Annotated in this window: 18 protein-coding genes; 10 read left to right on the forward strand and 8 right to left on the reverse strand. The window is 61.6% G+C overall.

The genetic code is table 11. The features are described 5' to 3' along the window. Positions 1–467: 467 nt before the first annotated feature. Positions 468–1,172 (reverse strand): haloacid dehalogenase type II, encoded by a 705-nt coding sequence (locus MUM_RS0114095; RefSeq protein ID WP_010170791.1) that lies wholly within the window; start codon positions 1,170–1,172, stop codon positions 468–470. A 114-nt stretch (positions 1,173–1,286) separates the two neighbouring features. On the opposite strand from MUM_RS0114095, the gene MUM_RS0114100 reads away from it, so the two are divergent. After that, complete coding sequence (locus MUM_RS0114100; RefSeq protein WP_010170792.1) at positions 1,287–2,147, forward strand: LysR family transcriptional regulator; 861 nt, start codon at positions 1,287–1,289, stop codon at positions 2,145–2,147. A 1,658-nt stretch (positions 2,148–3,805) separates the two neighbouring features. Then, positions 3,806–4,441, forward strand: a complete 636-nt coding sequence (locus MUM_RS1000000135030) for a methyl-accepting chemotaxis protein (protein WP_442962342.1) — start codon at positions 3,806–3,808, stop codon at positions 4,439–4,441. Here the strand turns inward: MUM_RS1000000135030 and MUM_RS0114110 are convergent. The 3 genes from MUM_RS0114110 to MUM_RS0114120 are packed head-to-tail and all read right to left on the reverse strand — an operon-like array spanning position 4,422 to position 7,423. Then, positions 4,422–5,690, reverse strand: a complete 1,269-nt coding sequence (locus MUM_RS0114110; protein ID WP_010170794.1) for an EAL domain-containing response regulator — start codon at positions 5,688–5,690, stop codon at positions 4,422–4,424. The two genes, MUM_RS1000000135030 and MUM_RS0114110, sit on opposite strands and share 20 nt — an antisense overlap. Before the next feature lie 9 nt (positions 5,691–5,699). After that, positions 5,700–6,083 (reverse strand): response regulator, encoded by a 384-nt coding sequence (locus MUM_RS0114115; protein WP_010170795.1) that lies wholly within the window; start codon positions 6,081–6,083, stop codon positions 5,700–5,702. Beyond that, positions 6,068–7,423, reverse strand: coding sequence for a sensor histidine kinase (locus tag MUM_RS0114120; RefSeq protein ID WP_010170796.1), 1,356 nt, complete (start codon positions 7,421–7,423; stop codon positions 6,068–6,070). Before MUM_RS0114120 ends, MUM_RS0114115 begins: the two co-directional genes overlap by 16 nt. Before the next feature lie 421 nt (positions 7,424–7,844). Between MUM_RS0114120 and MUM_RS0114125 the strand changes: the two genes are divergently transcribed. The 5 genes from MUM_RS0114125 to xylB are packed head-to-tail and all read left to right on the forward strand — an operon-like array spanning position 7,845 to position 13,837. Beyond that, complete coding sequence (locus tag MUM_RS0114125; protein ID WP_010170797.1) at positions 7,845–9,377, forward strand: sugar ABC transporter ATP-binding protein; 1,533 nt, start codon at positions 7,845–7,847, stop codon at positions 9,375–9,377. A gap of 25 nt (positions 9,378–9,402) precedes the next feature. Beyond that, a complete protein-coding gene (locus MUM_RS0114130; RefSeq protein ID WP_010170798.1) occupies positions 9,403–10,371 on the forward strand; it encodes an ABC transporter permease subunit in 969 nt (322 codons plus the stop codon). A 33-nt stretch (positions 10,372–10,404) separates the two neighbouring features. Then, positions 10,405–11,346 (forward strand): ABC transporter substrate-binding protein, encoded by a 942-nt coding sequence (locus MUM_RS0114135; protein WP_010170799.1) that lies wholly within the window; start codon positions 10,405–10,407, stop codon positions 11,344–11,346. Between the two features lie 21 nt (positions 11,347–11,367). Further along, positions 11,368–12,360 carry a LacI family DNA-binding transcriptional regulator gene (locus MUM_RS0114140; RefSeq protein ID WP_029615887.1) on the forward strand — a complete coding sequence of 331 codons (993 nt, stop codon included), beginning with the start codon at positions 11,368–11,370 and terminating at the stop codon, positions 12,358–12,360. A gap of 1 nt (position 12,361) precedes the next feature. Further along, the gene (gene xylB, locus MUM_RS0114145; protein ID WP_010170802.1) at positions 12,362–13,837 is read left to right on the forward strand and encodes a xylulokinase; all 1,476 of its coding nucleotides are present in this window, start codon (positions 12,362–12,364) and stop codon (positions 13,835–13,837) included. Between the two features lie 4 nt (positions 13,838–13,841). Here the strand turns inward: xylB and gcvA are convergent, their stop codons facing one another. Then, on the reverse strand, positions 13,842–14,744 hold the full coding sequence (gcvA, locus tag MUM_RS0114150; protein WP_010170804.1) for a transcriptional regulator GcvA: 903 nt from the start codon (positions 14,742–14,744) through the stop codon (positions 13,842–13,844). 130 nt (positions 14,745–14,874) lie between these two features. Here gcvA and MUM_RS0114155 point away from each other — a divergent pair, with 130 nt between their 5' ends. Continuing rightward, the gene (locus tag MUM_RS0114155) at positions 14,875–15,648 is read left to right on the forward strand and encodes an SDR family NAD(P)-dependent oxidoreductase (RefSeq protein WP_010170805.1); all 774 of its coding nucleotides are present in this window, start codon (positions 14,875–14,877) and stop codon (positions 15,646–15,648) included. Between the two features lie 146 nt (positions 15,649–15,794). On the opposite strand, the gene MUM_RS0114160 is transcribed toward MUM_RS0114155, so the two are convergent. Together MUM_RS0114160 and MUM_RS0114165 are read right to left on the reverse strand one after the other, a co-directional pair. Next, a complete protein-coding gene (locus MUM_RS0114160) occupies positions 15,795–16,649 on the reverse strand; it encodes an NmrA family NAD(P)-binding protein (RefSeq protein WP_010170808.1) in 855 nt (284 codons plus the stop codon). A gap of 96 nt (positions 16,650–16,745) precedes the next feature. Next, positions 16,746–17,189, reverse strand: a complete 444-nt coding sequence (locus MUM_RS0114165) for an Lrp/AsnC family transcriptional regulator (RefSeq protein ID WP_008433323.1) — start codon at positions 17,187–17,189, stop codon at positions 16,746–16,748. A 130-nt stretch (positions 17,190–17,319) separates the two neighbouring features. Between MUM_RS0114165 and MUM_RS0114170 the strand changes: the two genes are divergently transcribed. Continuing rightward, positions 17,320–18,216: a DMT family transporter gene (locus MUM_RS0114170; protein ID WP_010170812.1), complete on the forward strand. Its 897-nt coding sequence runs from the start codon at positions 17,320–17,322 to the stop codon at positions 18,214–18,216. Between the two features lie 27 nt (positions 18,217–18,243). Then, positions 18,244–19,113 (forward strand): hypothetical protein, encoded by an 870-nt coding sequence (locus tag MUM_RS0114175; protein ID WP_010170813.1) that lies wholly within the window; start codon positions 18,244–18,246, stop codon positions 19,111–19,113. Positions 19,114–19,161: 48 nt separating this feature from the next. Here MUM_RS0114175 and MUM_RS0114180 read toward each other — a convergent pair whose 3' ends face one another. After that, a complete protein-coding gene (locus tag MUM_RS0114180; RefSeq protein WP_010170815.1) occupies positions 19,162–21,150 on the reverse strand; it encodes a peptidase U32 family protein in 1,989 nt (662 codons plus the stop codon). Positions 21,151–21,269 lie beyond the last annotated feature (119 nt).

Here is a 21,269-nt window from a genome sequence, read left to right on the forward strand (position 1 = left end):
CCCCTGTAGGAGCTGGCTTGCCGGCGATGGTCGTTAACGATGACGCTGGCGTCCTGAATGAACGCGGCGCTCTCAGGTTTTTCGCCGGCAAGCCGGCTCCTACAGAAAAGTAGCTCTGCTTTCGCTTTGGCTTTTGCTGTGGCTTCTACCACTCAAGCCGGCCTGTAGGCCGCTGTGCTCTTGCTTTTGATCTTGATCTGACTGCCCCAATAAGCCCGAGGCCGAACGCAGGTGGTGCGGAGCGGGTAAACCGGCAGGACGCCGGTTTAGCCGCGCTGGGCCAAGGATGGCCCATCGCGGCGGCCCGCGGAGCAGCGCCGGAGTGAGGGAACACCGAGCCTAGGCGAGGTGCCGACAGGCGGGGCAGAGCCCTTTGCTTACTTTGGGGCTTTTCCAAAGTGAGTCGCTGTAAGAGCGAAACCATAAGCCGCCGTTACCCAACTAACGGATATGTACCCAAAACCACCTCACCACCCCAACGACTCAAACAACCCAGGCACCCCCTCCAGCGTCGGCAAAATCGCATCCGGCCGGTAGTCGGGCAGCAATGTGCGACCCGTTCCCCGGTCGATCCACACGCAGCGAAACCCGATATCCCGCGCCGCCGCGTGATCCAGATGCGGGCTCGCGCAAATATGCACCACCTCCTCAAGACCCACCCCCAACTGCGCATGGGCATGGTCAAACAACCGCCGATCCGGCTTGTAGGCCCCGGCCTGCTGGGCTGTGATCACCCGGTCAATGGTCCCGCCCAGTTGGGCAACGTTGCCGGCAATCACATCGTCATCCGTGTTGGAGACGATGCACAGCTGGTAGCCCATGGCCTTCAGCTGCTTAAGCGTCTGGACCACCTCGGGGAACGGCGGCATCGCACCGATGCGGTCCGTCAGGATCGCAGCGTCGTGCGCATCGGCTGGCAAACCCAACTCCTGCAGCGCCTGCCGTAACCCAAGCCCCGCCAACGTCCGAAAGCTGCGATGCGGCGGCGTTTGCTCCAGCGCATGTTCATGGCGGTCATACACGCTGATCAACGTCTCGGTATCGACCCTGTGCGCCCCCTTGGCGGTGAGAATCTCGTCGATCGCCGCACGCAAGCCTTCATCCCACTGGATCAACGTGCCGTAGCAGTCAAAGGTCAGCCAGAGCGGGCGAGGGGAGTGTTCAAGGGACATGGGGCACCTGTTCAGGGAAGTCAGTGATGACTGAAGCATAGGAACAGTACCCGTCAGTTGGAAATTAAATTACCCTCTTCAGCTCAGTTGAATTATCGATATGAAGGTCGCGCCATGTTTGATCTCGAACTGCTGCACACCCTGGTCTGCGTCGTGGATGAAGGCAGCTTCACCCGCGCTGCCGAGCGCGTGCACCGCACTCAGTCCACGGTCAGCCAGCAGATTCGCAAGCTCGAAGAGAGCGCCGGGCAGATGCTGTTGGTGCGCGACCGCTCCGGGCAACAGGTCAGCCCCACCGAGCAGGGCGAGTTGCTCACCCACTACGCACGCCGGTTGCTGAACCTGTCCCGGGAAGCGCGAGACGCCCTGAGCACCGAAGCCAGCGTGGTGCCGGTGCGCCTGGGCGTGCCGGAAGATTTCGACGCCGTGCGCATGGCCTCGATGCTCAGCGGGTTTGTGCGGGCGCGTCCCGAAGCGCGGCTGGAAACCGTCAGCGGCATGAGCACCGACCTGCGTCGGCAGCTGGACGCCGGCGAAATCGACATCGCCCTGGTCAAGCGTGAAACCAGCAGCGGCGACTGTCACGCCAGTTGGCCCGAGCCGCTGGTGTGGGTGAGCGGCCAAGACCAGGACCTTGACCTCGAGACCCTGCCACTGGCGCTGTTCCCCCAAGGCTGCATCTACCGCCAACGTGCCACCCGTGCCCTGGACAAGGCCCGGCGCAGTTGGCGGGTGGCGTTCGGTAGCCATAGCCTGACCGGGATTCAGGCGGCGGTGACCTCCGGGTTGGGGCTGAGCATTTTGCCGGTCAGCGCCGTGCTCGCCAGCCACCGCGTCTGTACCGAACTGCCACCGGTGCCGCCCTCGGAACTGGCACTGGTCAGTGGCGCCGAACGCCTGGGCCCGACGCACCAAGGCCTGATCGAATTCCTGCGGGAAGAGATTTCACTGCCACACACTGGTGCATCTTATTGATTGCATGCAACTTTTTGTGGCGAGGGAGCGTGCTCCCGTTGGGCTGCGCGGCAGGCCCAGCACCCTAATAAATAGCAGGCTAGCTAATTGGCGTGTTAATTGCCTTGGGTTATGGCAATTAGACATCACTCCCGGAGTTCGCCATGAGCAGCCTGTCGAGCAGCACGATGCAGTTATCTTCCGCCGAAAAAAGCTGGCTGCCCTGGTGGGGCAAGACCGGCAAGTTCGCCATGGGCTGGTCCTGCCGCCTCAACCGCAGCGTGTACCCGGTGATGGAGCAAACCTTCGAGGCCATCGCCGAAACCCGGGTCAAGCTTTTGCAAACCTGGACCCGGGAACAGTGGGAACACCTCAGCGAACTGGCCAGCGTGCTCACCCGCGACCCCGTGCTCACCGATAACAGCCTGCTGCTGGACAAACTGCAGCAGGCTGGCGACTTCTCCGAACTGTTTATCGTCGACCTCAAGGGCGAGGTGCTGACCACCACCTGGAACCCGTCCGCTCACCGCACCCTGAACCATCAAGCCCTGGCCGCCGGTCTCAAGGCGCCGTTCCTTCATGGCCCCTACAGCGACCCGCTGACCTTGCAGATCGGCCCTTCGTCCTCGCGTTTCCATGACGAAGTGACCCTGATGTTCTACCAACCGTTGACCCGTGAGGGCAGGGTGCTTGGCTGCCTGTGCGGGCGAGTGCCCAACGATATCCTCGGGGATTTGATCCAGCGCGAGGCCGGGCATATTTTTCCGGAGTCCGGCGATAACTACCTGTTCATGGTGCAATCGCGCTTCGACCCGGCGCTTCAGCCCGGTATCGCATTGTCCCGTTCACGCTTCGAGGACGGCGCCTTCACCCACGGCGAAAACCTCAAGAGCGGCGTGCACACGCCGTGGAAAACCGTGCAGATCCAGCGCCACACCGAACTGGAATTGCGCTTTATCGACCCGGCCACCCAACAACTGCACCCCGGTGTGCGCGAGACCATTCGCAAGGGCTCGAACCTGTTTGTCACCTATCCCGGCTACTCCGACTACCGCCACATCCCGGTGGTGGGCAAGGGCGTGACCTTTGAACTGCCGGGCTCGCCGGACCGCTGGGGCATGATGTGCGAGGCCGACCTGGAAGAGGTCTACCGCCGGCGCTCCCTGAGCCACGGCTTGATGAAACCTTACCTGGCGACCATGGCCGGTCTGTTTGCCTGCAATTTCCTGGTCCGTCACTACAGCGGCTTGCCCGCCGCCTGGACCGATGCGTGCGAAGTACTGAGCATGGTCGTGGCGGCCATGCTGTTCAGTCGCCTGGGGCCCAAGCGCCTGGCCGCCCGCCTGAATGAAATGACCGAAGTGATCCGCACCATCGCCGAAGGCGAAGGCAACCTGCGCCAGCGCCTGGACAGCGGGCGCATGGTCAATGACGAGACAGGCGACATGAGCCGCTGGATCAACAGCTTTATCGACCGCCTGGATTCGGTGGTCGGCCAAGTGGTCAAAGCCAGCCACAGCGTCGGCAACACCAATCAGTTGATGCTGGGCCGCAGCGAGGCGGCCGGGTTGATGTCCCATGAAGTGGCCGACGCCACCCACCGCATGATGATCATCGTTGAAGAGCAACTGGGGGAAATCCAGCAAGCCTCGGTGAGCGCCGAGCAAATGAAGCAGGCCATGGACGAGGTGGTCAGCCGCGCCCGCGAGCAATTCCTCGCGGTGCAGGTCGGCACCCAGTCGATTCGCGATGTGGTGCAGCGCTCCTCCGAAAGCGTGCAACTGCTGGACAGCCGCATGGCGCAGATCAGCAACATCACCGGGTTGATCAGCGACATCACCAACCAGACCAACCTGCTGGCCCTGAACGCGGCGATTGAGGCGGCCCGTGCCGGCGAGCATGGCCGCGGTTTTGCGGTAGTGGCCGACGAAGTTCGCACCTTGGCGTCGCGCACCTCCAAGGCCGCCGAAGACATTCGCCAGATGGTCGAAGGCTTGCAGAGCGAGACTCGCAAAGCCGTAGGCTTCATGGAAAACGGCGTAACCAATGTCGACAGCAGCCTGCGCCTGGCCGAGGATGCGTCGTCAGAAAACGTGCACCTGCACCAGGCGGTGGAGAGCATGTTCAGCATCATCCAGCAGCTCAATGCCCGCAGCCTCGACTATGGCAAGACCATCAAGCAGGTCAGCCACTCTTCGGAGCAGATGCGCCTGACCGTGGGGGTGTTGCAGACCAGCGCGGAAACCGTGCGGGTGAACGCCAACAAGTTGCAGAAGCTGGTGGGCTTGTTTGAGGTCAGTGGGGCTGCGGCCTGACCAGGCCACGTTTCTCCAGCAACAGGCGCTCCAGCTCCTGCATCGGCAACGGCCGGCTGAACAGATACCCCTGGATCTGATCGCAGCCGGCTTCCCGCAGGAACTCCAGTTGTGCCTGGGTTTCCACGCCCTCGGCCACCACTCGCAGCTTCAGGCTATGGGCCAGTTCGATGATGGTGCGGGTGATCGCCGCGTCCTGGGGGTTGCTGGTGACTTCGCGGATAAACGCGATATCGATTTTCAGCGTATCAATCGGAAACCGCCGCAAGTAAGCCAGGCTTGAATAACCAGTGCCGAAGTCATCGATGGAAATCTTTACCCCCATCGCCCGCAGCCGGTGCAGGCTGGCGATGGTGTGCTCAGTGTTTTCCATCAGCGAGCCTTCGGTGATCTCAACCTCCAGCCAATGCGGTTCTACGTTAACCCTGGCGAGGGACTGGGTGATGTCGGCAATCAAGTCTCCTTCGATCAATTGATGCCCCGACACGTTGACCGACACTTCGACGGCACCCACCGCACTGGATTGCCACTCGGCGATCTGGCGGCACACGTTGTCGATCACCCAGCGACCGAGCACCACGATCAACCCCAGGCTCTCCAGGATCGGAATGAATACCGCCGGAGACACCGCGCCATAGCCAGGCCGGTCCCAGCGCAGCAAGGCTTCAAGGGCACATACCTGACCGCCGGCCAGCTCGACCTTGGGCTGGTAGTGCAGTACGAATTCTTCACGTTCGACGGCCAGGCCCAGGGCTTTTTCCAGCTCCAGGCGAGCCAGGTCTCGGATGTTCAACCGGGCGGCGGCATGCTGGTGATGTTGCAGTTGCTGCTCCAGCATCAGGCTGTGATTTTTCAGCCGGTCGCCATGGGCCTTGAGCCGCAGCAGGTTACGCACCCGCAACCACAACTCGACCCGTTCCACCGGCTTGCTGATGAACTCTTCGGCACCGTTTTCCAGTCCGCTCAGGCGGGCGCTGGGCTCACTCAGGGCCGAGAGCATGATGATCGGGATGTTGGCGGTGGTCGGGTCCTGCTTGAGCTGGTTGGCCACTTCGTAGCCGTCCATGCCGGGCATCATGATGTCCAGCAGGATCAAGTCCGGCGGCTGTCGCGCCACCAGTTGCAAGGCTTCTTCACCACTGGCGGCGCTCAAGGTCTGGTAACCCTCGTGACGCAGCAGGGTTTCCAGCAGCTTGCGCACCTGGATTTCATCATCAACGATCAACAGCGTTGCGGGTTGGCTGGCCATGGAGAGGACTCACGTCAGAGGAGTAATGTTTTGTTGCAGCAGCGTGTCGATCACCTGGTACAGCTCTTTGTAGCGCAGCGGCTTGATGATGTAGGCGTCGCAGCCGGCCCGCAGGGTTTTATCGCGGTCTTCCTTCATGGCCATGGCGGTCAGGGCGATCACCGGGATGTGCGCGGTGTGCGGGTCCTGCTTGAGCAACGACGTGGCCGCCAGGCCATCCATGCCGGGCAACTGAATGTCCATCAGGATCAGCGCCGGTTGTTTTTCCCGGGCCAGGGTCAGCCCGGTCTCGGCATCGGCGGCCCACAACACGCTGTGGCCGGCGTTCACCAGCAGCAGGCGGGCGAGGCGCATATTCGCCTCGTTGTCTTCCACGATCAGGATTTCGGCCATGGGGCCTCCGTATCCGCGGCGCGGTGCAGCGGCAGCCACACCACAAAGCGGGCGCCGGCACCTTCGCGGCTGGCCACGGCGACGCTGCCGCCGTGCAGGTCGGTCAGTTGCTTGACCATCGCCAGGCCCAGGCCCGTGCCTTCGAATTTACGCGCCAGGCTGCTGTCGATCTGGCTGAAGGCCTTGAACAACTTGCTCATGTCGTCCCGGGCGATCCCGATTCCGCTGTCGCTGACGCTCAGCTCCAGGAACTGTTGATGCGCGCTGGGCTGCAGGGCAAAGCCGTGGGTGGGCCAGTCGCCGGGAATCTGCCCGACTTGCGAGCGACTCACCTCACGCACCGACAGGGTCACGGATCCGCCGTGCTCGCTGAACTTCACCGCATTGGCCAGCAGGTTGTAGATGATTTGCTTGGTCTTGCGCAGGTCCAGCTCCAGGGTGCCGAAGTCGTCCGGGCTTTCAAGCTTCAACTGGATACGTTGCAAGGCGGCCTTTTCCCGCACGATCAGCAGACTGTTGGCCAACAAGCCCGCCAACTCCACGGCTTCCAGCTCCAGGTCCATCATCCCGGCCTCGACCTTGGACAAGTCGAGGATGTCGTTGATCAGCGACAGCAAGTGCTGGCCACTGGTGAAGATGTCGCCAATGTATTCGCGCTGGATATCGCTCATGTCGCCCACCAGGCCGTCCTTGAGCGCCTCGGAAAAACCGATCACCGCATTCAGCGGCGTGCGCAGCTCGTGGGACATAGTGGCCAGGAACTCGGACTTCATGTGGCTGGCGTGTTCCAGTTCCAGGTTCTTTTCTTCCAGGGCGCGCTCAAAACCTTTGCGTTCGGCTTCTTCCTGCTTGCGCGCGGTGTTGTCGGTGCCGATCAGCAGATAGCCGATGATCGCATCGCTTTTATTGCGCAGGGCCGTCACCGAGACCATGGCCGACAGGCGACTGTTGTCCTTGCGGATATAGGTCAGCTCGTAGATGTCTTCGATGCCCCGGGAGGCCTTGAACACCAGGGCTTCAAAGCCCGGCGTGATCGGCGTGTCCAGTTCCAGGCTGAGTGCGGCGGCGCGGGTGATCAGTTCGGCGGGGTCGGAGATGTCGGCCGGGGTGACGCGGTTCAGCACATCGGCGGCGGCATACCCGAGCATGCGTTCGGCGCCGACGTTGAAGATCTGGATCACGCCTTTTTCGTCGGTGGCGATGCTGGAGAAGTAGGCGCTGTTGAAGATCGCGTCTTGCAGGGCGCCGGTCTTGAGCAGGGTTTTCTGGCGTTTGAATTCGACGATTTTTTCGGCCCGGGATTGGGGTTCGGGCGAGGTGTCGAGAGCAGGTTTTTCCATCGCAGGGCATTCCGTGAACTTCAGGCCCGACACCGCCGAAGGCCGTGCCGCAGAGCATGCTCACAGAAGATCGCACGGGTGCGATGAGGAGGAGATGAGGTCTTTTGACAATAGCAGACATTGTGGCGATTTGATGGCTGAAAACATCCCCCCGGAAGCTTTCAGCCCTCAAATGAATAGATTCAGCTCAATACCGCACACTGTGAGCGCAGAAACAACGCCGTGGCCTGCAGATAGTGGTCAGGCGTTAACCAAATGAAGGTTTATTCATCTGATGAAACGTTTAATCAATCGATAAAAGGCCTACGCAAGCGCTTGCGTAAACAAATGTATCTGATTAGAGTCGGCAGCAATCAGGTCTGCCGATGGCTGTCATCGGCACACGCTTGAACACAAAAATAATAAAACCAGGAGCTCAGTCATGAGCCTTGACCCCTTGCTTGAAATGCAGGGCATCAGCAAGACCTTCAATGGCCTGCGGGTGCTCAAGAACGTCAGCCTGAAAGTCTATCCCGGTGAAATTCACGCCTTGATGGGTGAGAACGGCGCCGGCAAATCGACGTTGATGAAGATCCTCTCCGGTGCCTACCAGGCCGATGACGGCGGCACCATCCGCATCGATGGCCAACCCGTCGCCAGTTACAACCCAGCCTCCGCCAAAGCCCTCGGCATTGCCGTGATCTACCAGGAACTCAGCCTGTGCCCGAACCTCACGGTGGCCGAGAACATCTACCTGGGCCGTGAACTGCGCCGTGGCTGGACCATCGACCGCAAGGGCATGGAAGCCGGGGTGGCCGAGGTGCTGGCAAGGCTTGGTGCAGAATTCACACCCAGCACCCGCGTCGCCAGCCTGTCCATCGCCGAGCGCCAACTGGTGGAAATCGCCGGGGCCCTGCATGCCCACGCGAAAATCCTGGTGATGGACGAGCCCACCACGCCGCTTTCATCCCGGGAGACCGACCGCCTGTTCGCGCTGATCAAACAGCTGCGCAGCCAGGGCCTGGCGATCATCTACATCAGCCACCGCATGGCCGAAATCTACGAGCTGTCGGACCGGGTTTCGGTGCTGCGGGACGGCGAGTACGTCGGCGAACTGGCGCGGGACGTGCTGTCGGCCGAGGTGCTGGTGAAGATGATGGTGGGCCGCGACCTTTCCGGTTTCTATAAGAAAGAACATGCCGCCTACGACCCGGGCCAGGTGGTGATGCGCGTACGTGACATGGCCGACGGCAAGCGCGTGCGCCACTGCAGCTTCGACCTGCACGCCGGTGAAGTGCTGGGCATCGCCGGACTGGTGGGCGCCGGCCGTACCGAGCTGGCGCGACTGATCTTTGCGGCCGACCCTCGTACCTCCGGCACCCTTGAGGTGGTCGGCAAGACCGTGACGCAGTTGCGCAACCCGGCGGACGCGATTCGGGCCGGCGTGGTGTACCTCACCGAAGACCGCAAGGCCCAGGGCCTGTTTCTCGACATGAGCGTGGCCGACAACATCAACGTGTGCGCCTGTGTGCCGGATGCCCATGCCGGCGGCGTGCTCGACCGTGGCCACGGTGCGCAGCGGGCACGTGATGCAATCAAATCGCTGTCGATCCGCGTGGCGTCGGGCAAGGTCAATGTCGGGGCGTTGTCCGGCGGCAACCAGCAGAAGGTGCTGTTGGCGCGGCTGCTGGAGGTCAAGCCCCATGTGCTGATCCTCGACGAACCTACACGGGGCGTGGACATCGGTTCCAAATCCGAGATCTACCGCATCATCAATCAACTGGCCAAGGCCGGCGTGGGCATCATGGTGATCTCCAGCGAGCTGCCGGAAATCATCGGCACCTGCGACCGCGTGCTGATCATGCGCGAAGGGCAACTGGTGGCCGAAGTGGGCGGGGCGTCCGGGCTGGATATTTCCCAGGAGGCGATTATCGACCTCGCCACCGGCAGCGAGCAGGTGGCGGCCCATGGCTAATTCAAACACGAGCGGGAGCAACACCATGACTGTGGCAACGATCGGCAAGGCTGAGCGTATTCGGGAACTGATGCGCACGGTGGGCATGTTGCCGGTGCTGGTGTTGCTGCTGGTGGGCTTTGCCCTGGCCAGCGAAAACTTCATGACCGTGCAGAACCTGTCGATCATCACCCAGCAGGCGTCGGTCAACGTGGTGCTGGCGGCGGGCATGACCTTTGTGATCCTCACGGCGGGCATCGACCTGTCGGTCGGTGCAATTCTCGCCGCCTCGGCGGTGGTTGCGCTGCAAGCCTCGATGTCGCCGCAATTCGGCATGTTCGGGATTGTGGCCGGGATCGGCTTCGGGCTGTTGCTCGGCCTGGTCAACGGCGGCCTGATCGCGTTCATGCGCCTGCCGCCGTTTATCGTCACCCTGGGTGCGCTGACCGCCATGCGCGGTTTGGCGCGCCTGTTGGCCGACGATAAAACCGTGTTCAACCCTGACTTGCCGTTCGCCTTTATCGGCAACGATTCAGTGCTCGGTGTGCCATGGCTGGTGATCATCGCCGTGGCCGTGATCGCGCTGTCGTGGTTCATCCTGCGGCGCACGGTGATGGGGGTGCAGATCTACTCCGTGGGCGGCAACCCGGAAGCGGCGCGTCTGTCGGGGATCAAGGTGTGGAAAGTCCTGCTGTTCGTCTATGCCATGTCCGGCGCTTTGGCCGGTCTCGGCGCGGTGATGAGCGCGTCGCGCCTGTTCGCCGCCAATGGCCTGCAACTGGGGCAATCCTATGAACTGGATGCCATCGCGGCGGTGATTCTCGGCGGCACCAGTTTTACCGGCGGCGTCGGCACCATTGGCGGCACGCTGATTGGTGCGCTGATCATCGCGGTATTGACCAACGGCCTGGTGCTGCTGGGCGTCTCGGATATCTGGCAATACATCATCAAGGGCATCGTGATCATTGGCGCGGTGGCGCTGGATCGTTATCGCCAGTCCGGTGCACGGACCTGATTTCACTCAAACAACAATCACAAGAGAGTCATCATGAACTTCAAACGCATGTTTCCTGTTGTCGCCTCCCTGGGCGTTGCCGTGTTGATGTCCCACGCCGTAGAGGCCCGTGAGCTGAAAGCCATCGGCATCAGCATGGGCTCCCTGGGTAACCCGTATTTCGTGACCCTGGCCGACGGCGCCACGGCCCGGGCCAAGGAGCTGAACCCAGCCGTCAAGGTGACCTCGGTGTCGGCCGACTATGACCTGAGCAAGCAGTTCTCGCAGATCGACAACTTCATCTCGTCCAAGGTCGACCTGATCCTGCTCAATGCCGTCGACCCGTCGGCCATGGCCTCGGCGATCAAGAAAGCCCGTGACGCCGGGATCGTGGTGGTGGCGGTGGACGTCGACGCCAAGGGCGTGAATGCCACGGTGCAGACAGACAACGTCGAAGCCGGCAAGCTCGCCTGCCAGTTCATCGTCGACAAGCTCTCGGGCAAGGGCAACGTGATTATCCAGAACGGCCCGCAAGTGACTGCGGTGACCGATCGCGTCAAAGGCTGTAAAGCGGCCCTGGCCAGCGCGCCGGATATCAAGGTGCTGTCGGACGACCAGGACGGCAAAGGCTCACGCGAAGGCGGCTTGAACGTGATGCAGGGCTACCTGACGCGCTTCCAGAAAATCGACGGCCTGTTTGCGATCAACGATCCCCAGGCCATCGGCAGCGACCTGGCCGCCAAGCAGCTCAAACGCAGCGGCATCATCATCACCTCCGTGGACGGTGCGCCGGACATCGAGAATGCCTTGAAGACCGACACCCTGATCCAGGCCTCCGCCAGCCAGGACCCATGGGCCATGGCTCAGACGGCGGTCAACGTCGGCAATGACATTCTCAATGACAAACAACCTGCCGAAGCGGTTACCCTGCTGACCCCAAAACTGATCACCCGCGACAACGTCGGTTCCTACAGCGGTTGGTCCAGCAAACATTAAGCGCGCGCAGGAGTGAGTACCGTGGCAACCATGGAGGATGTGGCAAGAATTGCCGGGGTGTCGACGTCGACGGTTTCGCACGTCTTGAACGGCACCCGCAAGGTCAGCCCGGACACGGTGCAAGCGGTGCAGAGCGCGATCAGCCAGTTGGGCTACATCCCCAATACGCTGGCGCGCTCCCTGGCGAGGTCCACCACCAACACGATTGGCGTGGCGATCTCGGCGCTCTCCAACCATTACTTCAGTGAAACGGTGCACGCGATTGAAACCGAGTGCGCCAAGCACGGCTACATGATGCTGTTTGTCGATACCCACGACGATCCCGAGCAGGAGCTGCGCGTGGTTACGGCGCTGCACCACCGGCGGGTGGACGGCATTCTGCTGGCGCCGTCCACCGGTTCGCTGGCCCTGGAATACTTGCAGGCCAATGAAGTACCGGCGGTGTTGGTGGACCGGATGATGAGCGACCGTTTCGATCAGGTCGGGGTGGAAAATACGCTGTCCACCCAGGCCCTGGTGACGCACTTGATCGAGCATGGCCACCGGCGCATCGGTTTTATTTCCGGGCGGGCGGGGCTGGGCACTTCCGATGAGCGCGTGGCCGGTTATCACGCTGCGTTGCAGGCGGCAGGATTGCCGCTTGATCCACAGTTGCTGGTCAATGGCGGCTCCAGCAGTGAGCCGGCGCGCCACGCCACCGCGCAGTTGCTGGCCCTGGAGACGCCACCCACGGCAATCATGGCGGGCAACAACCTGATGACCCTCGGTGCAATGCATGCCTTGCGCGATGCGCGCATCGAGGTGCCCGGGCAAATGGCCCTGGTGGGCTTCGATGATTTTGACTGGGCGGACTTCTTCGTACCGCGCCTGACCCTGATCGCACAACCGGTGCAGGAACTCGGCGCGCGTGCGGTCAACCTGCTGCTTGAGCGCATGGCGTCGCCCAAGCGTAAAAAACACAGCGTGCGGCTCCCGCCCACCCTGAAGATTCGTAATTCATGCGGCTGCCCCTGATATGAACAACCCGGTTTCCCTTGGCATTGATCTTGGCACCTCGGAACTCAAGGCGATCCTGATGGACGAGCACGGCCGCGTCCTCGCCCATGCCGGTGCGCGCCTGACGATATCGCGCCGGCACACGGGCTGGTCCGAGCAGGCGCCGGAGGATTGGTGGCACGCGTGCCTCAGCGCCCTGGACCAGTTGCGCGCGGATCAGCCGCAGGCTTATGGCCGCGTGAGCTGCATTGGCTTGTCCGGGCAGATGCACGGCGCCGTATTGCTGGGGGATGACGACCGGGTGTTGTACCCGGCCATCCTCTGGGATGACTCCCGCGCCATGGCCCAGGCCGAAGCCCTGGGCCGCGAGTTTGCCGAGGTCACCGGCAGCTTGCCGATGGCCGGCCTCACCGCGCCGAAACTGCTGTGGCTGCAGCAGCACGAACCCGATGTATTCGAGGCAATTGACTGCGTACTGTCGCCCAAGGATTACCTGCGCCTGCGTTTGAGTGGTGAGCGTGTGAGCGATGTGTCCGACGGTGCCGGCACGTTGTGGCTGGACGTGGCCAACCGGCAATGGTTCGAGCCCATGCTGCGTGCAACAGGTTTGCGATTGGCCCAAATGCCAAGGCTGGTGGAAGGCGGGGCGGCCAGTGCTCATTTGAACGCTGCGGCAGCGCTGCGCCTGGGCCTGGCCGAGGGCCTGGTGATTGCCGGCGGTGGTGGGGACAACCCGGTGGCGGCGGTGGGCATCGGCGCGGTGAATGCGGGGGATGCGTTTATCACCCTTGGTACCAGCGCGGCCATTGTTGCGATCACCGACCACGCGGCGGGCAATCCGGCGAGTGCCGTGCATAGCTTCTGTCATGCACTGCCCAATCGCTGGTACACCATGGGCGCCATGCTGGCCGGAGCCAGTTGCTTGCGCTGGGTGACACGGTTGACGGGCGCTGTCGATGAGCAGGCGTTGCTGGATCGCGTGCAGGCCGAGTTGCCGATCGGGCAGGCTGTGGCGGTTTCCAATCCGTTGTTCTTGCCGTACCTGGCGGGCGAACGTACGCCCCATAACGACCCGTTGCTGCGCGGTGGTTTCATGAACCTGGGGCATGACTGCACGCCGGCGATGCTGGGTTATGCGGTGATGGAGGGGGTCGGGTTCGGGCTGCTGGATGCACTGAATGCGGTGCAGTCAGCCGGCGCCACGGTGGGCGCCTGCGCACTGGTGGGCGGTGGCGCGCGCAGTGAATATTGGGCGCAGTTGCTGGCCAATATTCTTGAGCGGGAGATCTACACCTTGCACGGCAGTGAACTGGGTGCGTGTATGGGGGCGGCGAAGCTGGGGTTTGTGGCGAACGGGCAGGGCGCGGCACTGCTGAGGGCGGGGATGCCGGTGAAGGCCCGGTTTTTCCCGGAGGGTGCGCAGGCAGCTGTGCTGCACGCGCGGTATCGCAAGTTCCAGGGGCTGTTGGGCGCCGCCAAGGCGTTGCACGATTAAATTCCTACTGGGCCAGTAACCAGTCACGAAACACCTGCACTTTCGCCAGCTCGCCGCATTCCGGCCGGTACACCACGTAGTAGGCCAGGGCCACGGCGCTTTTGACCCGGCCAAATGGGCGGATCAGGCGCCCGGAAGCCAGGTCGTCGTGCACCATAACGCTGCGGCCCAACGCAAGGCCTTGCCCTTCGATCGCCGCCTGCACCACGGCCGCCGAGTTGTTGATGCGCAACCCGTGGCTGGCATCCGTACCCGTTTGCCCCATGGCATCCAGCCAGGTTCGCCAGGTGGGAAAGCCCGGGTCTCCGGCCATGGAAAGGTCATGGATCAGCGTGCATTGCGCGAGTTGTTCCAGGCTGAGCGTGCCGTCAGCGAGGGCTGGATAGTTGGGGGAGCAGACGGGAAACAGGTCCTCGTCCATCAACTTGATTGCGGTTAATCCGGGCCACCTGCCGGTGCCATAGCGCACGCCGATGTCGATACTTTCCGCGAGAAAATCCAGGGGCTTGAGGTTGGTGTTCAGCAGTACATCGATCTCCGGATGCAGCTGCTGAAAACGCTCCAGCCTGGGCAACAACCACTTGCCGGCAAACGCCGGGCTGACCGTCACGGTCAGGTCGGCACTCTGTGACGCTTCCTTCAACCGCGCCAACCCCACCCGTAACCGATCAAAACCCTCGCGAATATCCGGCAACGCCGACCGGGCCACGTCCGTCAGCAACAACCGCGTATTGCCGCTGCTGGCCCGGGTGAATAACGGCACCCCGAGCCACGCCTCCAAACTGCGCACTTGCTGGCCGACGGCGGCTGAAGTGACGTTCAGCTCTTCAGCTGCCGCAGAGAAGCTTTGATGCCGGGCCGCGGCTTCGAACGCGCGCAGGGCGTTGAGGTATCCAAGTGAGTTCATCTAAAGAATTTCTTTAATGACGGCAAAAGAGATCTGGTTTGTTGGCCTTACGCCAAGCCGCAAGAATAGCAGGCAACCCGGCGATAACAGTAACAGGCGCTGGAAACCCTACACTCAGAGGTTATTTGCCATGCAAAGATTTTCTTCCAAGGTTGTGATCGTTACCGGTGGCGGTTCGGGTATCGGCAAAGAAGTCGCACGCCGTTTTGTGGAAGAGGGCGCCAATGTGGTGATTGGCGGTCGTGACGCGGCCAAACTGCAGCGCGCTGCTGAAGCAATCGACCCAAGCGGCACCTCGATTCGCGCACTGGCCGGCGACATTGCCAACCCGGCCACGGCCCAGGCCCTGGTAGACGAGGCGGTGAAGGCGTTCGGCGGGGTGGATATCCTGGTGAACAACGCGGGCGTGTTCCGTCCCAAGCCGTTCCTGGAAGTGGATGCCACGGAATACGACTGGTTTCTCGACACCATCCTCAAAGGCAAATTCTTCATGGCCCAGGCGGCGGCGAAAGCCATGCTGCAACGCGGTGGCGGTGCGATTGTGCAGACCGGTTCCCTGTGGGCGATCCAGGCCATTGGCGCTACACCGTCGGCGGCGTACTCGGCGGCCAACGCTGGGGTGCATGCGCTGACCCGCAACCTGGCGATTGAGCTGGCCTCGTCCAATATCCGTATCAACACCGTGGCCCCGGCCGTAGTGGAAACCCCGGTGTATGGCACGTTCATGGACGAAAACCAGGTCAAGGCAGTGCTGCCGACCTTCAACGCCTTTCACCCGTTGGGCCGTAATGGCCAGCCGGCGGATATTGCCCAGGCAATCCTGTTCCTGGCGTCGAGCGAGGCTTCGTGGATTACCGGTACGGTGTTGCCTGTCGATGGTGGCGTGACTGCGGGCCGTAACTGACTGGGCAACCCGGCCTGGCCTTAAACCTGTGCCAGGGCTCTTGTGGTGAGGGGGCTTGCCCCCCGCTGGGCTGCGAAGCAGCCCCAAAAAAAACGGGAGCGCTTCGCACTCCAACGGGGGACAAGCCCCCTCGCCACAGAGACGATTCAGGCTTTGGCAGCCAGTTCGCGCAGCACCTTGAGCAACGTGGTCTCACCCTTGACCACCCCGGCATGCTCAAAGCAGATCCAGCCTTCATTAAACCCATCGATCATGCGCATGCGCGGCAACGGATTCTGCGCACCTTGTTCCCTAAACATCGGCTCCCAGGTATCCCGAGGCACCACCTGCGCGATCACGCCGCGACCGAGCACTTCGGTCAAGGTGCGGGCAATGTCGTTCGGGCTGACCCACTGGCCTTCCAGCTCAACCACCCGGTGCCCGCTCCAGTGTTGCTGCAACAGTTGCGCGGCGAGGCGGCCGACGTCAGCGGTGGCGATCATCGGTACGGCTTTATCCAGCGGTTGCAGGAAGCTGTTGATCACCCCGTGTTCACGGGCGGCGACCACGTCATAGGCCGCGTTTTCCATAAACCAGCCCGGACGCAGGAAGGTCACCGGCACGTTCAACGCGCTCAGCGCCTGTTCCATCAAGGTCCGTTGAGTCAGCAGGTTAACGTGCTCGGCCTGGGCGCCGATGGTCGACAGGCACACCACCTTTTGCGGCGCAGCAGCCTCGATGGCCTGGGCAACGGCGGCAATCACCTTGCGCGCCTCGGGAAAACCGGGCGCCGGGTCGAAGTCCGACGGCGGCAGAATGAACACGCCGGTGGCGCCTTTGAACGCTTCGGTAAGTGCGGCGGCGTCGTCCATGTTCGCGATGGCGACCTCGCAACCCAGCGCGGCCCATTCGGCGCCTTTGGCGGCATCGCGGATCACCGCGCGCACCGGTTGATGATCATTGAGGAGAAACCGCGCCAGGGCGCCGCCGACTTTGCCTGTGATTCCGGTAATGACATACATGGTGTTTACGCCTGTTGTTCCAATGTGTGGATCAAGCATAAACACCGCACCCGATGCACAGAATAGCGATCCCGTCACTGCATCAGTGACTCAAAGTCACGAGTCGCCAAGTGGCGGCAACCGGCGTTTTACCGGGGTTTTCTTGACGATGGCGGTGTTGGTTTCGGCGTACGCGTTGAGCCGGTCCAGCAGGGTGTCCAACTGATCCATGGTGCGCACGTGCAGGCGCGCAATGAAGCAGTCATCGCCGGTCACCTTGTCGCATTCGGTGAACTCCGGGATCGCCTGGATCTGCCGTTCCACTTCCTGCAGTTTCCCGGGCAGCGGGCGAATACGCACGATGGCTTGCAGCAGATAGCCAAAATGCTTGGGGTCGATGTCCACGGTGTAGTTTTTCAATACGCCGCGCTCTTCCAGGCGGCGCAGTCGCTCGCCGACACTGGGGGAGGAGAGGCCGGTGATGCCCGCCAAGGCCTTGAGGGACAGACGTGAATCATCCATCAGGGCGGCGATCAGTTGCTGGTCAATGCTGTCAATCATGGTCGCTCCGAAAGCCACTGCGCGGGTTTGCCTAATAAGAATAGGCGAAACACACGGTTCGCCTTATTTAGAATCTGGAGTCGCTGCAAGTCAGATTGCCATAATTGAGCCTCACTTGAGGAGCTCATTCATGGACAAATCCATACGTCGCGGTTCATGGGAAATGGTCGCCGCCATGCTGATATCCGGCACCATCGGCTGGTTTGTACTGGTGTCGGGTGTGCCCGTTGTCGAGGTGGTGTTCTGGCGCTGCGTGATCGGCGCAGTGACGTTGCTGGTGGTCTGCTGGCTGATGGGCTATCTGCGACTTGACCTGCTGAGCTACGCCAAATTGGGGCTGGCGATGCTCAGCGGCGTGGCGATCGTGGGCAATTGGTTGTTGCTGTTTGAGTCCTACGCCAGGGCTTCAATCTCCATCAGCACGGCGGTGTATAACGTGCAGCCGTTCATGCTGGTGATGCTGGCCGCAGTGTTCCTGGGCGAGAAAATTACCGTGCAGAAGCTTGCCTGGCTGAGCGTGGCGTTCATCGGGATGCTGGCGATTGTCACCGCCCATGGCGATCAGCAAAACGCCGGAGATGACTATCTGGTGGGCGTGGCATTGGCGCTGGGGGCGGCGTTTCTGTATGCGATTGCGGCGCTGATCATCAAGCGCTTGAAGGAAGTGCCGCCGCATTTGATGGCGTTGATCCAGGTGACCACGGGCGCCGTGCTGCTGGCGCCGCTGATGCAGTGGCAGAGCCTGTCCGCCTCGATGGATTCGTGGGCGGCACTGCTGACCCTGGGCGTGGTGCATACCGGCTTGATGTACGTATTGCTGTATGGGGCGATCCAGAAGTTGCCCACGGCAATCACCGGGGCGCTGTCGTTTATCTACCCGATCGCGGCCATTTTTGTTGACTGGATTGCGTTTGGGCATCGCCTCGGTTGGCTGCAATGGCTCGGCGTGGCGGCGATTCTGCTCGCGGCGGCGGGGCTGCAGCGGGGTTGGTGGTGGAGACCAAAAACTGGTATGCAGACGAGCTGAATCCAGGCCGCATCTCAGGAGAATCAAATGTCTGCATCGGAGCATCTAGCGAAAGAGCAATTTCTTTCAATGCTGGAAAAATCAGTAAGGCCCTCATTTTTCTTGTTGGTCATCAGCTTTCTGGTCTTCTTCGATTCCGTGATGGTGTACTTTTCCGGGGGGGGGATCGTAGGCCTCCAAATACCGGGGAACACGCTCAATCTAGAGCTCGGGATAAAACTCCTGATTGGGTTTATTGCCTTTTCAGGCCTGATTTCCCTCGCTTTGCCCGTTATATACAGCCTGGCAGGTACGCTTTATCTTGCCTTTGGCGTACCGGCGCTTACCGGGTTTGAGAACTGGATCCTGAGCGCATCCGGAATCACGGGACGCGAAACGTTCAACGTCAGATACCGGCGCAATCGGGATTGCGTCAGAGCGTGGGAGTTAAGAGCGGAGGCACATGAGACGCAGAGTGACTTTTTAATCAATCTGTATAACAACCATGCTGCGCGACGCAAGGCCGATCGAGCAGAGCAGCACACGAACCAGTACTACGCCTTCTGTGCATTCTTCCTGACGGCTTTTAACTTCTGGTTACCGGGAGGCTCACAAGCCAGCACCTTATGCGGGTGGCTCGAAATGCAAACAGGATCGAGCATGCTGATTGGGTTAATCCTGCTTGTATTGTTTTTATTGATGGTTGTGCCATTTCACGTCGACCGCGCTGCAGGCGAAGACATTTACCATCCGCCGCTGCATCAAAGGCTTGAACAGCGGGATGAGCAATCCTTCCAGCGCCAGCGCGCGCTTGATGCCCAACTGGAGCGTGATGTGCAGGAGCGCAAGACGAAGCGGGAAAAACGCCTGAAAAATGAAGAACACCGTCTGGAAGACGGCGACATTGACGAGACTTGATGAGCTGTCAAACGAGCACAACGCTAGCGCATTGTGCTCGTCCGTCACTTAGTGCGGTGCGCGAGGGATGGTCTTGAGCAGGTCGTCCGGGCTGATGTAACCCACCACGCTGCCCGGTTGCGGCAGGCCAAGGATGTGGCCCTTGATCTTGCCGATCACATGCATCTCGCACGGCTTGCAGTCGAACTTCAGCGTCAGCACTTCATCGCCGTGGATCAACTGCATCGGTGCCACCTTGGTCTTCACGCCCGTCACGCCCTTGGCCTGTTTCGGGCACAGGTTGAACGAGAACCGCAGGCAGTGCTTGGTGATCATCACCGGCACTTCGCCGGTTTCTTCGTGGGCTTCATACGCCGCGTCGATCAGTTGCACGCCGTGACGGTGATAGAAGTCGCGGGCCTTCTGGTTGTAGACGTTGGCCAGGAACGACAGGTGCGATTCCGGGTACACCGGCGGCGGCGTGGTTTCTGCCTTGCGGCCGCCCCGTGGATGAGCCTGGATACGCGCCTCGGTCAGCGCCTCGATCACTTCACGGCGCAAGGCCTTGAGCTGCGAGTTCGGGATGAAGAACGCCTGCGGTGCATCCAGCTCGATTGACGTGGCGTGGTACTGAGTGGTGCCCAGTTGGCCCAGCAGGTCGCGCAGGGTTTCCAGCGCCTGTTCCGGCTTGTTGGCCACGCCGAACGGACCGGGCAGGGCGACGCTGGCGCTGATGCCTTCCTCGCTGGTGACGGTCAGGTCCAGGCGATCTTCCAGCAGGCGGGCCACCCACGACACACCGATACGGCGCTCGGCAGAGGTCTTGAGCAATGCCTGCTGCCAGTTATGGTCCAGGTTACGGTTCAACGGATGATTCGGACGCAGTTGATGCAGGCCGGCCGGCATCTCGTTGGGCTCGACGCGGTAGCGATAGCGTTTTTCGCCGTCCTCTTCAAACTCACCTTTTGGCTCGGCAATGTTGGCGCGGAAGCCCACCACTTCGCGCTTGATCAGCACGTTGAGGCCGTCACCGTTGGACAGCGGCTCATGGGTGATCACTTGCAAGTCGCGCTTGCCGGCTTTTTCCACCACACCCACCGGCAGGCCGGTAAAGGTCGGGGTGTCGAAGGCGCCGATGTCGACCTTGCGGTCAGTGACGAAGTAGTCGGTGCTGCCACGGTGGAAGGTCTTTTCCGGGTCGGGCAGGAAGAAATGCGCAGTACGGCCGCTGGACGCGCGGGCCAGGTCGGGGCGGTCTTCGAGAATCTCGTCGAGGCGCTGACGGTAATAGGCGGTGATATTCTTCACATAGCCCATGTCCTTGTAGCGGCCTTCGATCTTGAACGAACGCACGCCGGCATCCACCAGGGCACGCAGGTTGGCGCTCTGGTTGTTGTCTTTCATCGACAGCAGGTGCTTTTCAAAAGCAACCACGCGGCCCTGGTCGTCTTTCAGGGTGTAGGGCAGGCGGCACGCCTGGGAACAATCGCCACGGTTGGCGCTGCGGCCATTCTGGGCGTGGGAGATATTGCACTGGCCGGAGAAGGCCACGCACAAGGCGCCGTGGATGAAAAACTCGATGGCCGCGTCGGTTTCGTCGGCAATCGCACGGATCTCTTGCAGGTTCAGCTCGCGGGCCAATACCAACTGCGAGAAACCCGCCTGGTCGAGAAACTTCGCCCGGCCCAGGGTACGAATGTCGGTCTGGGTGCTGGCGTGCAGCTCGATGGGCGGAATATCCAGCTCCATCACCCCCAGGTCCTGGACGATCAGCGCGTCGACGCCGGCGTCGTAGAGCTGGTGGATCAGCTTGCGGGCCGGTTCCAGCTCGTTGTCGTGCAGGATCGTGTTGATGGTGGTGAACACCCGCGCATGGTAGCGCCGGGCGAACTCCACCAACTGCGCGATATCGCTCACGTCGTTGCAGGCGTTATGGCGCGCGCCGAAACTCGGGCCGCCGATGTACACGGCGTCGGCGCCATGCAGGATAGCCTCGCGAGCGATGGCAACATCGCGCGCAGGGCTGAGCAATTCCAGGTGATGCTTGGGCAAGGACATAGTTTTTTTAGTCAGGCTTGTCACGGAGGCGGGCATTGTAGCTGCGAAATGCCTTATCGACATCTATCAGGGCCTACGTGCGCTCCCACAGTGGAATGCAGTCAACTGTGGGAGCCGGG

This window comes from Pseudomonas sp. PAMC 25886 (assembly GCF_000242655.1).
Taxonomy (GTDB): domain Bacteria; phylum Pseudomonadota; class Gammaproteobacteria; order Pseudomonadales; family Pseudomonadaceae; genus Aquipseudomonas.

Bases quoted from the DNA above. Each gene is read 5' to 3' on its own strand.
- MUM_RS0114095 (WP_010170791.1), bottom strand. From the start codon at position 1,172: ATGTCCCTTGAACACTCCCCTCGCCCGCTCTGGCTGACCTTTGACTGC.
- MUM_RS0114100 (WP_010170792.1), top strand. From the start codon at position 1,287: ATGTTTGATCTCGAACTGCTGCACACCCTGGTCTGCGTCGTGGATGAA.
- MUM_RS1000000135030 (WP_442962342.1), top strand. From the start codon at position 3,806: ATGGACGAGGTGGTCAGCCGCGCCCGCGAGCAATTCCTCGCGGTGCAG.
- MUM_RS0114110 (WP_010170794.1), bottom strand. From the start codon at position 5,690: ATGGCCAGCCAACCCGCAACGCTGTTGATCGTTGATGATGAAATCCAG.
- MUM_RS0114115 (WP_010170795.1), bottom strand. From the start codon at position 6,083: ATGGCCGAAATCCTGATCGTGGAAGACAACGAGGCGAATATGCGCCTC.
- MUM_RS0114120 (WP_010170796.1), bottom strand. From the start codon at position 7,423: ATGGAAAAACCTGCTCTCGACACCTCGCCCGAACCCCAATCCCGGGCC.
- MUM_RS0114125 (WP_010170797.1), top strand. From the start codon at position 7,845: ATGAGCCTTGACCCCTTGCTTGAAATGCAGGGCATCAGCAAGACCTTC.
- MUM_RS0114130 (WP_010170798.1), top strand. From the start codon at position 9,403: ATGACTGTGGCAACGATCGGCAAGGCTGAGCGTATTCGGGAACTGATG.
- MUM_RS0114135 (WP_010170799.1), top strand. From the start codon at position 10,405: ATGAACTTCAAACGCATGTTTCCTGTTGTCGCCTCCCTGGGCGTTGCC.
- xylB (WP_010170802.1), top strand. From the start codon at position 12,362: ATGAACAACCCGGTTTCCCTTGGCATTGATCTTGGCACCTCGGAACTC.
- gcvA (WP_010170804.1), bottom strand. From the start codon at position 14,744: ATGAACTCACTTGGATACCTCAACGCCCTGCGCGCGTTCGAAGCCGCG.
- MUM_RS0114155 (WP_010170805.1), top strand. From the start codon at position 14,875: ATGCAAAGATTTTCTTCCAAGGTTGTGATCGTTACCGGTGGCGGTTCG.
- MUM_RS0114160 (WP_010170808.1), bottom strand. From the start codon at position 16,649: ATGTATGTCATTACCGGAATCACAGGCAAAGTCGGCGGCGCCCTGGCG.
- MUM_RS0114165 (WP_008433323.1), bottom strand. From the start codon at position 17,189: ATGATTGACAGCATTGACCAGCAACTGATCGCCGCCCTGATGGATGAT.
- MUM_RS0114170 (WP_010170812.1), top strand. From the start codon at position 17,320: ATGGACAAATCCATACGTCGCGGTTCATGGGAAATGGTCGCCGCCATG.
- MUM_RS0114175 (WP_010170813.1), top strand. From the start codon at position 18,244: ATGTCTGCATCGGAGCATCTAGCGAAAGAGCAATTTCTTTCAATGCTG.
- MUM_RS0114180 (WP_010170815.1), bottom strand. From the start codon at position 21,150: ATGTCCTTGCCCAAGCATCACCTGGAATTGCTCAGCCCTGCGCGCGAT.